Origin of the sequence: Vibrio sp. 397 (genome assembly GCF_033339395.1) — a bacterium.
In the GTDB taxonomy this organism is placed as follows: Bacteria; Pseudomonadota; Gammaproteobacteria; order Enterobacterales; family Vibrionaceae; genus Vibrio; species Vibrio alginolyticus.
Genome location: NZ_JAWOUN010000009.1, coordinates 164888 through 179020 on the forward strand (window position 1 = coordinate 164888; position 14133 = coordinate 179020).

General features: G+C 53.3%; 10 protein-coding genes and 3 pseudogenes. 4 read left to right on the forward strand and 9 right to left on the reverse strand.

Going from position 1 to position 14133, the window contains the following annotated elements:
* The first annotated feature begins 77 nt into the window (after positions 1–77).
* Both R7P36_RS16010 and R7P36_RS16020 read left to right on the forward strand, forming a co-directional pair.
* On the forward strand, positions 78–3095 hold the full coding sequence (locus tag R7P36_RS16010) for a Tn3-like element IS3000 family transposase (protein WP_213899645.1): 3018 nt from the start codon (positions 78–80) through the stop codon (positions 3093–3095).
* Positions 3096–3545: 450 nt separating this feature from the next.
* A pseudogene (locus tag R7P36_RS16020) lies at positions 3546–3995 on the forward strand (helix-turn-helix domain-containing protein); the annotation flags it as partial.
* A gap of 428 nt (positions 3996–4423) precedes the next feature.
* Here R7P36_RS16020 and R7P36_RS16025 read toward each other — a convergent pair.
* The gene (locus R7P36_RS16025; protein ID WP_000415714.1) at positions 4424–5080 is read right to left on the reverse strand and encodes a quinolone resistance pentapeptide repeat protein QnrVC1; all 657 of its coding nucleotides are present in this window, start codon (positions 5078–5080) and stop codon (positions 4424–4426) included.
* A gap of 325 nt (positions 5081–5405) precedes the next feature.
* Here R7P36_RS16025 and R7P36_RS16030 point away from each other — a divergent pair.
* Together R7P36_RS16030 and R7P36_RS16035 are read left to right on the forward strand one after the other, a co-directional pair.
* Positions 5406–6638: pseudogene (locus R7P36_RS16030) on the forward strand (transposase); the annotation flags it as partial.
* A gap of 2 nt (positions 6639–6640) precedes the next feature.
* Positions 6641–7633, forward strand: coding sequence for a TniB family NTP-binding protein (locus R7P36_RS16035; RefSeq protein ID WP_001381192.1), 993 nt, complete (start codon positions 6641–6643; stop codon positions 7631–7633).
* Here R7P36_RS16035 and R7P36_RS16040 read toward each other — a convergent pair.
* The 8 genes and pseudogenes from R7P36_RS16040 to aadB form a co-directional block, all read right to left on the reverse strand.
* A complete protein-coding gene (locus R7P36_RS16040; protein WP_000376623.1) occupies positions 7602–8102 on the reverse strand; it encodes a GNAT family N-acetyltransferase in 501 nt (166 codons plus the stop codon). The genes R7P36_RS16035 and R7P36_RS16040 overlap by 32 nt on opposite strands.
* Positions 8103–8229: 127 nt before the next feature.
* Positions 8230–9069, reverse strand: coding sequence for a sulfonamide-resistant dihydropteroate synthase Sul1 (gene sul1 / locus R7P36_RS16045; RefSeq protein WP_276441666.1), 840 nt, complete (start codon positions 9067–9069; stop codon positions 8230–8232).
* On the reverse strand, positions 9063–9410 hold the full coding sequence (locus tag R7P36_RS16050; RefSeq protein ID WP_000679427.1) for a quaternary ammonium compound efflux SMR transporter QacE delta 1: 348 nt from the start codon (positions 9408–9410) through the stop codon (positions 9063–9065). The genes sul1 and R7P36_RS16050 overlap by 7 nt, the downstream gene beginning before the upstream one ends.
* 116 nt (positions 9411–9526) lie before the next feature.
* Positions 9527–10365: pseudogene (aadA1, locus tag R7P36_RS16055) on the reverse strand (ANT(3'')-Ia family aminoglycoside nucleotidyltransferase AadA1).
* 16 nt (positions 10366–10381) lie between these two features.
* Positions 10382–11182: an oxacillin-hydrolyzing class D beta-lactamase OXA-10 gene (locus tag R7P36_RS16060; protein WP_000846390.1), complete on the reverse strand. Its 801-nt coding sequence runs from the start codon at positions 11180–11182 to the stop codon at positions 10382–10384.
* A gap of 264 nt (positions 11183–11446) precedes the next feature.
* Positions 11447–12706, reverse strand: coding sequence for a chloramphenicol efflux MFS transporter CmlA5 (locus tag R7P36_RS16065; RefSeq protein WP_012300772.1), 1260 nt, complete (start codon positions 12704–12706; stop codon positions 11447–11449).
* Between the two features lie 302 nt (positions 12707–13008).
* Positions 13009–13461, reverse strand: coding sequence for an NAD(+)--rifampin ADP-ribosyltransferase Arr-2 (locus R7P36_RS16070; RefSeq protein WP_000237816.1), 453 nt, complete (start codon positions 13459–13461; stop codon positions 13009–13011).
* Between the two features lie 84 nt (positions 13462–13545).
* Positions 13546–14079, reverse strand: coding sequence for an aminoglycoside nucleotidyltransferase ANT(2'')-Ia (gene aadB / locus R7P36_RS16075; RefSeq protein WP_000381802.1), 534 nt, complete (start codon positions 14077–14079; stop codon positions 13546–13548).
* Between the last annotated feature and the right edge of the window lie 54 nt (positions 14080–14133).

Sequence of the window (14133 nt, forward strand, 5' to 3'; positions counted from 1 at the left end):
CCAGAGGGGTATTACTTTTTTCGAGATCCCTATTTGGGCTCTGTTTGAGTAAGATTTAGTCTTTTTGGGCTAAATCCATGGCATTCGAAGAACGTGTCCAAATCTTGTCCGAGGCAGAACAAGATGAGTTATATGGACCCCCCGCTTTCACCTCCGCCGACCAACGCTTCTTTTTCTCGCTGAACGATAAGGAACTGGCGATCGCTAAAAGCCTCCGTCATCGGGGCCAGCGTTACATGCTGGTGGTACTGCTGGGCTATTTCAAAGCCAAGCCGGTGGTGCTGAATCCCGGCTTTCATCAGATCAAGCAGGACCTCAAATACGTTTATCAAACCGTTCTACCAGGCCCAGGCTGTAGACCCTTTAATCTCACGCCAAAAGAGAAAGAACGGATTTACCAACGTGTTTTCCAGCTCTGCAACTACCAGCGCTGGAATGTCAAAGACCATGGAGCGGCGTTGAGAGATTACTTATCCCAGCAAGCCAGAGCCTGGACAGCGCCTAGGCACCTCTTCGATGCGGCCATTGAATATTGTTCGGGGCAGAAGATCGCAATCCCTGCCTACAGCACGCTGCAAAAGATCATCAGTCAGGTGGTGGGAGACGAACAGGAACACATGGCCGCGCACCTTGAGCGTGCAATGTCACGCGGTCTTAAGCAAGCACTGGCGGAGCTCGTGAACGGCACAGGTCCACTGCCGTTCCGACAGTTGCGACAATCGGCTCGTAACTTCACCGGAACCGAGTTGGAGAAAGAACTGATTGTCTATCGCCATATCCAGCATTGGATGCCGGAAGTGGATCTGCTGTTGAGCACGCTATCACTGTCGCAGAAAAATCTGCAACACCTGGCAGAGAAAGTCGACTACTACGGTGCCAAACTGAAACGTCAAACCGTAGGCAGCCAATGGCTGTATTTATTGTGCTATCTTCAAACGCGATGGCAGCAAGCGCTGGAACGTATTGCCGATGGCTTTGTGCATCATGTCAGACAGACCAAACAGAAGGCAAAGGATTATGCGCAGGAAGCGGTGTTTAAGGATTGGCAAAAAGCAGCTAAAAATGTCAGCAAGGCAGCTGAAGTACTGCACCTGTTCATTGATGACAGCATTGATCTGCAACTACCGTTTGCAACAGTAAGACAGCAAGCACTGAGCCTGCTGACCAAAAGGGATCTGGAATCTGTATGTCTCTTCCTGAACGAGCAGCGACGATCGGTCGATGAAGCCATGTGGCAGTACTGCGACGAGAAAGAAAGTCTGCGGAAAGGTTTGCTGCGAGAGTTGTTCCTATGTCTGCGCTTCGAAGGCTGCGACGGCACCCAGCACTTAGCGGCCGCCTTGGCGAAAACACAAAACGAACTCAACGGCCAGGACGCTCAGTTGCAAACTGCCGACACCAGACTCCTTTCCAAAAAATCACGTGAATTCCTGCTGGATGGTGAAGGGAATATCCTGATCGATCGTTATGAGTGGTTCCTCTATCAACAGATTCCTGATCGCCTGAATGGCCAGCTGACGCTGCCTGATATCACTAAATACCGGGCACTCGACGCCGACCTGATCGACGGGGAACATTGGCGAAAAAACAAATATACGCTGCTTCAACAGAGCCATTTTACAAAATTAGCGGAGGAGCCTGAAAAGCTGATCAAACAGATGGCCATGGAATTGGATACCCGTTTGTACGAAGTCGGCGAATATCTTGAACAGGAAGACAACCGGAATATCATCTTGCGTAATCCGCAGGGTAAACGCTTCTGGCGCCTGCCTTCGGCCAGCAAACATCATCTGGTCAACAATCCCTTCTTCCAGCAAATTCCCACAACGGGGATTGCGGATGTACTGCGCATGGTTGATCGTGACACCGGTTTCATTGACTGCTTCGCTCATGTGCTGGGTTCCCAATCCAGAAGCCGTTCCCATGAATATGACCTGTTGGCAATTCTGGTCGGCAATGCAACCAATCAAGGCATTTACGGCATGGCACAGATCTCTGATCGTACCTATGATCAGCTCAGCACTATCCAGGCGAACTATCTTCGCCTGGAAACATTGAATGCTGCTAACGACAACATCAATAACGCGACAGCCAAGCTACCCATCTTCCGGTACTACAACATCCAGGAAGATGTGATCCACGCCAGTGCCGATGGTCAAAAGTTCGAAGCCCGGCGCGAGACCTTCAAAACCCGTTATTCGTCGAAGTACTTTGGCACTCAAAAAGGTGTTTCTGCCATGACCTTGATCGCCAATCACGCTGCGATCAACGCCAGAGTGATCGGCGCCAACGAACATGAATCGCACTACATCTTTGATTTGTTGATGAGCAATACGTCAGACATCATTCCGGATGTGCTCTCAACCGATACCCATGGGGTGAACCATGTGAACTTCGCGTTACTGGATCTGTTCGGATACCAGTTTGCCCCACGCTATGCCCAGGTTGGCAAAGTGATCAATGACATGTTTGATGTCAAGGAAGACAAAGAACACCGAATTCAGCTGTGCTTAAAAAAGCCAATCAATACCCATCGTATTGCGCAGCACTGGGATACCATCCAACGGATTGCAGTATCACTTAAGCAGCGGAAAACAACGCAAGCCACCTTGGTGAGAAAGCTCTCGGAGTACAAGCGCAATCACCCGCTGCTGGAAGCCCTGACGGAATACAATCGCCTGGTGAAAGCGAATTATCTACTGTGCTACATCGATGATGCCAGTTTAAGAAACTATGTTCAGCGCGCGCTGAACCGGGGAGAGGCCTATCACCAACTGCGTCGGGCCGTGAGCAGCGTCAATGGGGATCAGTTCCGGGGCAGTTCAGACGAAGAAATCCAGCTATGGAATGAGTGCGCTCGCCTGGTCACCAATGCCATCGTTTACTTCAACTCCAGGATACTCAGCCAGCTGTTGACCAGCTTCGAATACCAAGGAGATACCAAGAGAATAGATATCGTCAAACAGGCATCCCCTGTGGCCTGGCACAACATTAACCTCAAGGGGACTTACCACTTCGAATTGAGCGAAAAATTGCCAGATCTGGAGGAGCTTATGCGCTCAATCGAGGGATATTTACCCGTCAGCGAAAAGTAATACCCCTCTGGAGGCCACGGACGGCGCGGCCTCCAGAGCACTTTGTCGTTTTTGGACGGAAAATCCCTAGAACCCCGGTATGGCTGGCCAGCTCCTTTTGGGTGATTTGGTTCGGCTGCATGAACTGCGTTTCCAGGACTTCGCCTGGCGCCTTCGGCTTGCGCTTCATGTTCATGGTTCACCTCCTGGCTGTCGCCTATCAATGCGTGTAAGTGTAACCGACTTGGTTAACCTGTCAAGATGGGGTGTTTTGATTCGCGCCGCCTTCCGGGTGCGAACTAGCGAAGTCTGTTCGTTTCTGGAAGGTGGTGTCATTTTCAGAAGACGACTGCACCAGTTGATTGGGCGTAATGGCTGTTGTGCAGCCAGCTCCTGACAGTTCAATATCAGAAGTGATCTGCACCAATCTCGACTATGCTCAATACTCGTGTGCACCAAAGCGAGGTGAGCATGGCGACGGACACCCCACGGATTCCAGAACAAGGCGTGGCCACTCTGCCTGATGAGGCTTGGGAGCGTGCGCGCCGTCGTGCGGAGATCATCAGTCCGTTGGCGCAGTCGGAGACGGTCGGGCACGAAGCGGCCGATATGGCGGCTCAGGCGCTGGGCTTGTCTCGGCGCCAGGTATACGTTCTGATCCGGCGTGCCCGGCAAGGCAGCGGCCTCGTGACGGATCTGGTGCCCGGCCAGTCCGGTGGAGGTAAAGGTAAGGGGCGCTTGCCGGAACCGGTCGAGCGCGTCATCCACGAGCTACTGCAAAAGCGGTTCCTGACCAAGCAGAAGCGCAGCCTAGCGGCCTTTCACCGCGAAGTCACTCAGGTGTGCAAGGCTCAAAAACTGCGAGTGCCGGCGCGCAATACCGTGGCCTTACGGATCGCTAGCCTTGACCCGCGCTATATCCATAGTTGGATATAGTAAATGACAAACCTCATGAGCCAACTGAAAAATCAGCTGAATATCGTCATTCTTTACTCGTTCACTTAATGAAATAGCAACTTCGTTAGTATCTGGGTAGTACGCCAAATGTGGAGAGTGGTCATTAATTTCTATACCACAATAACTCCATTGATTAACCATCTCTCCAAATAACTCTTCAGCGAGACTTATTAGCTCTTTAGCTACAGAATCTAGTTCTAGAATAATTTAACCCTCACCATAATAGATTAATTGTAATACTCTTTACTGCTAACGCCCGCTTAAGTGGTGAGCAACGCTACCACAACACTCAATTATTACACCGTAAATACAAAAGCCAATTCAAACTAAAACCGCCAAACGTTGCGAATCCGTCTTAAAGCGTTTGTTATGTGCGTAGCCGAATCTTGCGCTTAGTCAGGAACAATGATTACCCCTAATTGCTCCAGTAACTGTTCCTGTTGCCACGAGCATATTTTTACACCCGTAAGATCAATCTTTCGAGGATCTAAACCATAAAGCTCTGAATGGCTTAAATCACAGCCTTGTACTCTAAACTGTTCCCAGCAGTCTTCCGAAAAAACACCACGGCTTAAATCTGATTCTTTAAATGAAGCGCCTCGAAGATTTGCACCAATCCATCTATTTTCGAACAGGTCACATTTTTCAATAAGCTGCTGCTCAAAATTGGCATAGGATAAGTTACAACCTGTTATGTATGCAGAACAAAAGTACATTTTATTCGAAACCTGATTTACAAAACTAACTTGACTAAAATTTGCTCCTTTAAGATCACAATCTCTCAGTTCAATACCAAAGCAATTTGCCCCCTTAAAATGGGACATTGAAAGCTGACAGTTTTTAAATGAAGCATCTCGAAGATCAGCATAAGAAAAATCGCACCCTTCCAATGCCCCCTGCTCTATGAAAGTACAGTTAATGAACTGTGTATCTCGGAGGTTTGAGCGCTTAAAATTACAATGTATAAAAGTACAATTGCTAAAGATATGTTCTTGCAAGTCCTGATGTGAGAAGTTCACTTGATTATATAATTGCTTTGATTTTTCCATGCTGTGGCTCCAAAAAACATTTGATTTGAAGACTATCATTTACCTGAAAGTTCTCAACAAAAACAAAACCAATAAAAACAGAAACTTAAAACACCCCGTTTTAGCCAAAATAAGGCATCAAAACGGCATTTTAAAGGGGGCTAATTCGAAACGACCGATGCGGCCAGCCAGAAGAAAGTTTTAGTGAATCTGGCTTGCTTTAGAGAAAGCACATAACAGCGTATTAGTAGGCATGCTCGTTTTGTCGCTTTGGCTTGCTTACTAAAAATTAATGTATGACTCTGAATACTAAAGATTTAATCAAAAAAAACAAGCTAACCTTTAGGTCATCCGCCGGCGGGAAGGCCAGGATGCCGCTCGTGACCTACAAGGTGTGGGCGGCGAGCCTCCTGCCGTGACCGCGCCGCTGGAGCAGGTGCAGATAGACCATACGGTCATCGACCTGATCGTGGTCGATGACCGCGACCGGCAACCTATTGGCCGCCCGTACCTGACCCTCGCCATCGACGTGTTCACCCGCTGCGTGCTCGGCATGGTCGTCACGCTGGAAGCGCCGTCTGCCGTTTCGGTTGGCCTGTGCCTCGTGCATGTCGCCTGCGACAAGCGCCCTTGGCTGGAAGGACTGAACGTGGAAATGGATTGGCAGATGAGCGGCAAGCCCTTGCTGCTCTACCTAGACAACGCGGCCGAGTTCAAGAGCGAGGCCCTGCGCCGGGGTTGCGAGCAGCATGGCATCCGGCTGGACTATCGCCCGCTGGGACAGCCGCACTATGGCGGCATCGTGGAACGGATCATCGGCACGGCGATGCAGATGATTCACGACGAACTGCCGGGAACGACCTTCTCCAACCCTGACCAGCGCGGCGACTACGATTCCGAAAACAAGGCCGCCCTGACGCTGCGCGAGCTAGAGCGCTGGCTCACATTGGCGGTCGGCACCTACCACGGTTCGGTGCACAACGGCCTGCTCCAACCGCCGGCCGCGCGCTGGGCCGAGGCCGTGGCGCGTGTCGGCGTACCGGCCGTCGTCACACGCGCTACTTCGTTCCTGGTCGATTTTCTGCCGATCCTCCGGCGCACGCTGACCCGCACCGGCTTTGTCATCGACCACATCCACTACTACGCCGATGCGCTCAAGCCGTGGATTGCGCGGCGTGAACGCTGGCCGTCCTTTCTGATCCGGCGCGATCCGCGCGACATCAGCCGTATCTGGGTCCTGGAACCGGAGGGACAGCATTACCTGGAAATTCCCTACCGTACCTTGTCGCATCCGGCTGTCACCCTCTGGGAACAACGGCAGGCGCTGGCGAAACTGCGGCAGCAAGGGCGCGAACAGGTGGATGAGTCGGCGCTGTTCCGCATGATCGGCCAGATGCGTGAGATTGTGACCAGCGCGCAGAAGGCCACACGCAAGGCGCGGCGTGACGCGGATCGCCGCCAGCACCTCAAGACATCAGCTCGGCCGGACAAGCCCGTTCCGCCGGATACGGATATTGCCGACCCGCAGGCAGACAACTTGCCACCCGCCAAACCGTTCGACCAGATTGAGGAGTGGTAGCCGTGGACGAATATCCCATCATCGACCTGTCCCACCTGCTGCCGGCGGCCCAGGGCTTGGCCCGTCTTCCGGCGGACGAGCGCATCCAGCGCCTTCGCGCCGACCGCTGGATCGGCTATCCGCGCGCAGTCGAGGCGCTGAACCGGCTGGAAGCCCTTTATGCGTGGCCAAACAAGCAACGCATGCCCAACCTGCTGCTGGTTGGCCCGACCAACAATGGCAAGTCGATGATCGTCGAGAAGTTCCGCCGCACCCACCCGGCCAGCTCCGACGCCGACCAGGAGCACATCCCGGTGTTGGTCGTGCAGATGCCGTCCGAGCCGTCCGTGATCCGCTTCTACGTCGCGCTGCTCGCCGCGATGGGCGCGCCGCTGCGCCCACGCCCACGGTTGCCGGAAATGGAGCAACTGGCTCTGGCACTGCTGCGCAAGGTCGGCGTGCGCATGCTGGTGATCGACGAGCTGCACAACGTGCTGGCCGGCAACAGCGTCAACCGCCGGGAATTCCTCAACCTGCTGCGCTTCCTCGGCAACGAACTGCGCATCCCGTTGGTTGGGGTAGGCACGCGCGACGCCTACCTAGCCATCCGCTCCGATGACCAGTTGGAAAATCGCTTCGAGCCGATGATGCTGCCGGTATGGGAGGCCAACGACGATTGCTGCTCACTGCTGGCCAGCTTCGCCGCTTCGCTCCCGCTGCGCCGGCCTTCCCCAATTGCCACGCTGGACATGGCTCGCTACCTGCTCACACGCAGCGAGGGCACCATAGGGGAACTGGCGCACTTGCTGATGGCGGCGGCCATCGTCGCCGTGGAGAGCGGCGAGGAAGCGATCAACCATCGCACACTCAGCATGGCCTGTCGACAACCTCTCGCGCAACCAAGACATCGCGGTCGGACTGCAAGTGATCTTGAAGCCACGGGCCCGTCCCACCCCGACATGGACCTCGATGCCCGAACGGACGTTAGATTTCGAGTTCTAGGCGTTCTGCGATGAAGGTTGGATCCCAGCCGGGATTGAAAGTGTCGACGTGGGTGAATCCGAGCCGCTCGTATAGGCCACGCAGGTTCGGGTGGCAGTCGAGCCGCAGCTTGGCGCACCCCTGCGTTCGCGCGGCATGGCGGCAAGCCTCGATCAGCGCGGAGCTGACACCCCGGCCCGCATGTGTCCGTCGCACCGCGAGCTTGTGCAGATATGCGGCCTCCCCCTTGAGGGCGTCGGGCCAGAACTCGGGATCCTCGGCCGACAAGGTGCAACAGCCGACGATGCCGTCGCTGCAACTCGCGACTAGGAGCTCGGATCTCAGGACGAAGGTCTCCGCGAATGTCCGGTCGATCCGCGCGACGTCCCAGGCGGGCGTTCCCTTGGCGGACATCCACGCCGCAGCGTCGTGCATCAGCCGCACAACCTCGTCGATATCACCCGAGCAGGCGACCCGAACGTTCGGAGGCTCCTCGCTGTCCATTCGCTCCCCTGGCGCGGTATGAACCGCCGCCTCATAGTGCAGTTTGATCCTGACGAGCCCAGCATGTCTGCGCCCACCTTCGCGGAACCTGACCAGGGTCCGCTAGCGGGCGGCCGGAAGGTGAATGCTAGGCATGATCTAACCCTCGGTCTCTGGCGTCGCGACTGCGAAATTTCGCGAGGGTTTCCGAGAAGGTGATTGCGCTTCGCAGATCTCCAGGCGCGTGGGTGCGGACGTAGTCAGCGCCATTGCCGATCGCGTGAAGTTCCGCCGCAAGGCTCGCTGGACCCAGATCCTTTACAGGAAGGCCAACGGTGGCGCCCAAGAAGGATTTCCGCGACACCGAGACCAATAGCGGAAGCCCCAACGCCGACTTCAGCTTTTGAAGGTTCGACAGCACGTGCAGCGATGTTTCCGGTGCGGGGCTCAAGAAAAATCCCATCCCCGGATCGAGGATGAGCCGGTCGGCAGCGACCCCGCTCCGTCGCAAGGCGGAAACCCGCGCCTCGAAGAACCGCACAATCTCGTCGAGCGCGTCTTCGGGTCGAAGGTGACCGGTGCGGGTGGCGATGCCATCCCGCTGCGCTGAGTGCATAACCACCAGCCTGCAGTCCGCCTCAGCAATATCGGGATAGAGCGCAGGGTCAGGAAATCCTTGGATATCGTTCAGGTAGCTCACGCCGCGCTTGAGCGCATAGCGCTGGGTTTCCGGTTGGAAGCTGTCGATTGAAACACGGTGCATCTGATCGGACAGGGCGTCTAAGAGCGGCGCAATACGTCTGATCTCATCGGCCGGCGATACAGGCCTCGCGTCCGGATGGCTGGCGGCCGGTCCGACATCCACGACGTCTGATCCGACTCGCAGCATTTCGATCGCCGCGGTGACAGCGCCGGCGGGGTCTAGCCGCCGGCTCTCATCGAAGAAGGAGTCCTCGGTGAGATTCAGAATGCCGAACACCGTCACCATGGCGTCGGCCTCCGCAGCGACTTCCACGATGGGGATCGGGCGAGCAAAAAGGCAGCAATTATGAGCCCCATACCTACAAAGCCCCACGCATCAAGCTTTTGCCCATGAAGCAACCAGGCAATGGCTGTAATTATGACGACGCCGAGTCCCGACCAGACTGCATAAGCAACACCGACAGGGATGGATTTCAGAACCAGAGAAAGAAAATAAAATGCGATGCCATAACCGATTATGACAACGGCGGAAGGGGCAAGCTTAGTAAAGCCCTCGCTAGATTTTAATGCGGATGTTGCGATTACTTCGCCAACTATTGCGATAACAAGAAAAAGCCAGCCTTTCATGATATATCTCCCAATTTGTGTAGGGCTTATTATGCACGCTTAAAAATAATAAAAGCAGACTTGACCTGATAGTTTGGCTGTGAGCAATTATGTGCTTAGTGCATCTAACGCCTGAATTAAGCTGCGCCGCGAAGCGGCGTCGGCTTGAACGAATTGTTAGACATTATTTGCCGACTACCTTGGTGATCTCGCCTTTCACGTAGTGAACAAATTCTTCCAACTGATCTGCGCGGGAGGCCAAGCGATCTTCTTCTTGTCCAAGATAAGCCTGTCTAGCTTCAAGTATGACGGGCTGATACTGGGCCGGCAGGCGCTCCATTGCCCAGTCGGCAGCGACATCCTTCGGCGCGATTTTGCCGGTTACTGCGCTGTACCAAATGCGGGACAACGTAAGCACTACATTTCGCTCATCGCCAGCCCAGTCGGGCGGCGAGTTCCATAGCGTTAAGGTTTCATTTAGCGCCTCAAATAGATCCTGTTCAGGAACCGGATCAAAGAGTTCCTCCGCCGCTGGACCTACCAAGGCAACGCTATGTTCTCTTGCTTTTGTCAGCAAGATAGCCAGATCAATGTCGATCGTGGCTGGCTCGAAGATACCTGCAAGAATGTCATTGCGCTGCCATTCTCCAAATTGCAGTTCGCGCTTAGCTGGATAACGCCACGGAATGATGTCGTCGTGCACAACAATGGTGACTTCTACAGCGCGGAGAATCTCGCTCTCTCCAGGGGAAGCCGAAGTTTCCAAAAGGTCGTTGATCAAAGCTCGCCGCGTTGTTTCATCAAGCCTTACGGTCACCGTAACCAGCAAATCAATATCACTGTGTGGCTTCAGGCCGCCATCCACTGCGGAGCCGTACAAATGTACGGCCAGCAACGTCGGTTCGAGATGGCGCTCGATGACGCCAACTACCTCTGATAGTTGAGTCGATACTTCGGCGATCACCACTTCCCTCATGATGTTTAACTTTGTTTTAGCCACCAATGATGCCCTCACTTTCCATGATTTTGGTGGGAATGGATTTTCTTAGCGGCAACTTACTTTCGTTGTCTATATCCATGTTAAAGGCGAAAAAGTAAACCTCTGTCTCCTTCTCAACCCACCCAACCCACCATGCGACACCAGGATTTGACTCAGTTCCCACACCAGAAAAACCAGTTTTTGAATGCACTAGATATTCAGGTGCCGCCTCCGTTACCAAAGCCTCTTTTACTATTAGCTGGTTTTCTTTAGATGCTGACAATTTATTTAAATATAGAGACTCTAGAAACTCCACTTGATTAACTGCGGAAATTCTAAGCTGGCCTTCCAACCAGAATTTGTCAATGCCACCACTGATATTCTGGTTGCCATAGGAAAATTTTTTAAGGTATTTCTGCATTCTTACTTCGCCAACTTCTCTGGCGATTTGTTGAAATACGGGAACAGCTGAAACTTGTATTGCCCCTCTTAAGGTCAAGTCTCTTTCCCATTGCTTCATGGCTCTTGGCTTTCCGTCCCATTTGAAAACCTGATGCTCATTCTTTATGACACCAGTTTCTAGGCCGATAATTGCGTTGGGGATCTTAAATGTTGATGCTGGAAGATATTCCTTTGATGCACGAGCTAAGTCATTGGTAGCGCAGGATTTACTGCTACTTTTACAAAGCACGAAGACACCATTGACGGCTTCGGCAGAGAACTCTTTGTTCCAAGACGTATTTTCTGTAATTGAACCAGCTAATGCCGTACTCGAAAGACACGCGATAATTACATATGCGGCAAATGTTTTCATGGCACCTTCTTGGTGGCTAACGTTAATTCGACCTCAGAGGCGTTTAAGTCAAAATACCTCTGACGTCTAACATGATTAATCAAAGTCTGATTTTTTAACAAAATCAGAAAGATAGACGCGAAACTTTAAAACAAAGGCGTCAACACTTCAAGTAGCGATCTTTCGCTTCGGCGAGGCCTAACGCCTGAGCTCAGCCGACCGAAACCGCGTAGCGGTTTTGGGTCGGCTGCAGCGATTTGTTGGGCGATAGCTTGCCACATTCTCTCAACGATTGGGATTTGATGTACTTTCCGCACTTTGTAGCGCGACCACATCATGCTCCCCCTGGCCGCGAGAGCCCTTCACTCGGGAAACACAAGACAGACCGAGCACGACTGTTGCAAGGGTCAAACAGTACACGACAACCGGCCAAGCCGTGTTGCGCGGCAACAGCGAAATGATCAACGTTCCGATGCTTCCTAGCAGTACACCGCCCAAGCAGAAGTAGACTGCCGTGACCGTTCCAGCAACATGGTCGAATCCTCGAAGAGCGCCATTGGGCGACACAGATACCGCTGTGGCGACACCAATACCCACTAGCCACATTGGAGCAATAAAGCCTAACACGGACTGCGAAGCCCATATTTCGGTGATGGCAAGCAATACTGCTCCAGCTATCAGGCATCCCATTCCCATTCGCAAGACACTTGGGCTGCCCCACTTGGGTATCACACGCCCCATAAAACGAGCCGTAAACACCATGGCAATTGCCACTGTGGCGAACAGCAGGCTGAAGCCAAGCTGAGACACACCTTGCCTGCCCATCATTAGTCCGGGCGCAATGGAGAAAAAGACGAAGAAGCTACCCATTCCAGCGGCGTAACACAACGTGTACAACCAGAAGTTCAGGCACTTAACGGGGAGTAGCAGCTGCGACCATTGCAAGCCCGCAACTCGTTGCACCCGGGTTTCAGGCCAGAATCGCCACGCTGCTGCAGATGCAGCGATCATGCCCAAACCTAGAAACGCAAAGATAGCCCGCCACCCAAGCCACATGTCGACGAGCGCTCCGAGCAATGGGCCTACCGCCGGGACCATGGCCAGCATGGATCCGAGTATGCCGTAAATGACATTACTTTCCTCGCGACCTGCGTAAATGTCACGTACTGTTGCAAATGTGGAAACAAGGCACGCCGAGGCACCACAAGCCTGAAGAATCCGAAGCCCCAGAAAGACTTCAGCCGATGACGTAAGAGCGAGGCCCATTGACGCCACAACGTAGGCGAGGCCACCTCCCAGTAGAACGGGGCGGCGCCCCAGTCGGTCCGATAGCGGTCCAAACAAGAGCTGACCGGCACCAATCATGACCAAGTACGTTGTCAGCGTAAGCTGAATTGTGCTCGCTGTCGTACCAAGCGCGTTTGGCATAAACGGCACTGCTGGCAAGTACATGTCCATGCCGAGTGATGCCAATAAATCGAACGGTGATAACAACAACACCGTGGCGGCAAGGGAGTACCGCCAACTAAAGTTTTTTGAGCGCACGAAACCATCTCCTTGAACAAAGGATTTGGCGGCGCTCCCGTAGAGCAAAAGGATTCATGAGAACGCCGCAACAACCGAAAAATGAAGGTTGCTGCGGCTTACTTGTCTGCGTTCTTGGAAGTGCTCATCTGCTGACTATCTCATGATTGAATTTGAATCGTAACAACTTTCAAGCAACTCTGCGAGGAGCCTTATTGTGCGGGCGACAGGGTGGCGCGCCTATTGCGCATAAAATGGCGAAGCCATGCGCAACAGGCGCGGAATCTCTGGCGTCCGGTTTGATGGCTTTGTTATGCAAAGGACTAGTCTTCAATGACGTGTAAACCACGGCGCTTTAAGTCCTCTAACGAATCCAACATTCCCCTTATTAATTCAACAGGATGCCCCTCCCAGTCTTCAACAACGCCAACAATTCTCAAGGGTTCGCAGGTTCTATAGGACTGTGTTGGATTACCGGGAAATTTTTTGTTCGTAAGATTCGGATCGTCTTCGAACGGTCCTGTTGGCTCAACTATGTATATGTAGCCGCGACCCTCGAGGCCAGACAGTGACATAGCAAGTTCAGCTCCCCAAACTGCTGGCTCCATCAAGGCTGAAAAGTAGATGTGCTTAAGAATACGACCGTCCTCGAAATGAGAGATGAACCCTGTGGTTAGCAAGTCACCAATCGCCAAATTGGCTTTGGTTCCATGATAGAACGGTCCTTGCACCTGCTTGTAATTATCATGAGAGATGGGAATCCAATCTTTTACCATTTTAAGACCCTTAATTGTTGGGATTTGGCTGCATAACACCTGAGTTAAGCCGCGCCGCGAAGCGGCGTCGGCTTGGACGAATTGTTAGGCCGCATATCGCGACCTGAAAGCGGCACGCAAGACCTCAACCTTTTCCGCCCCGAGTGAGGTGCATGCGAGCCTGTAGGACTCTATGTGCTTTGTAGGCCAGTCCACTGGTGGTACTTCATCGGCATAGTAAAAGTAATCCCAGATGATCGCCTCCCAGCTGTTACAACGGACTGGCCGCCCGGCGATGACGCCCTCAGCCGCCTCTGGGCACGAGCCCTGCGGAGCCTCCGCGATTTCATACGCTTCGTCTGCCCACCAAGCAGGTTCGCAGTCAAGTAACTCATCCCCGATCTCCGCTAAGAATCCATAGTCCAACTCCTCCATGACGCGCCCGCCGAGCATTTCAACTATTGCCTCGAGCTCGCCGCGCCTCTCGCCGGGAAACGTCAGATCAATATCATCGTGCTTGCGTGTTACACGCCCTAGCCGTGCATCGATCGCCCAGCCCCCACCGATCCAGAGCGGCAGATTTCGCTCATCTGCCGCAGCTAGAATTTTGTGTATCAATGTGACCTGCGTTGTGTCCATGCGGCCTAACGGTTTGGGCTATGGGCAGTGGCGGTTTGCGTGAGCCTTTCCTGT

Coding starts and splice junctions, on each gene's coding strand:
- R7P36_RS16060 (WP_000846390.1), bottom strand. CDS start 11,182: ATGAAAACATTTGCCGCATATGTAATTATCGCGTGTCTTTCGAGTACG.
- R7P36_RS16025 (WP_000415714.1), bottom strand. CDS start 5,080: ATGGAAAAATCAAAGCAATTATATAATCAAGTGAACTTCTCACATCAG.
- sul1 (WP_276441666.1), bottom strand. CDS start 9,069: ATGGTGACGGTGTTCGGCATTCTGAATCTCACCGAGGACTCCTTCTTC.
- R7P36_RS16050 (WP_000679427.1), bottom strand. CDS start 9,410: ATGAAAGGCTGGCTTTTTCTTGTTATCGCAATAGTTGGCGAAGTAATC.
- R7P36_RS16070 (WP_000237816.1), bottom strand. CDS start 13,461: ATGGTAAAAGATTGGATTCCCATCTCTCATGATAATTACAAGCAGGTG.
- R7P36_RS16010 (WP_213899645.1), top strand. CDS start 78: ATGGCATTCGAAGAACGTGTCCAAATCTTGTCCGAGGCAGAACAAGAT.
- R7P36_RS16040 (WP_000376623.1), bottom strand. CDS start 8,102: ATGGACAGCGAGGAGCCTCCGAACGTTCGGGTCGCCTGCTCGGGTGAT.
- aadB (WP_000381802.1), bottom strand. CDS start 14,079: ATGGACACAACGCAGGTCACATTGATACACAAAATTCTAGCTGCGGCA.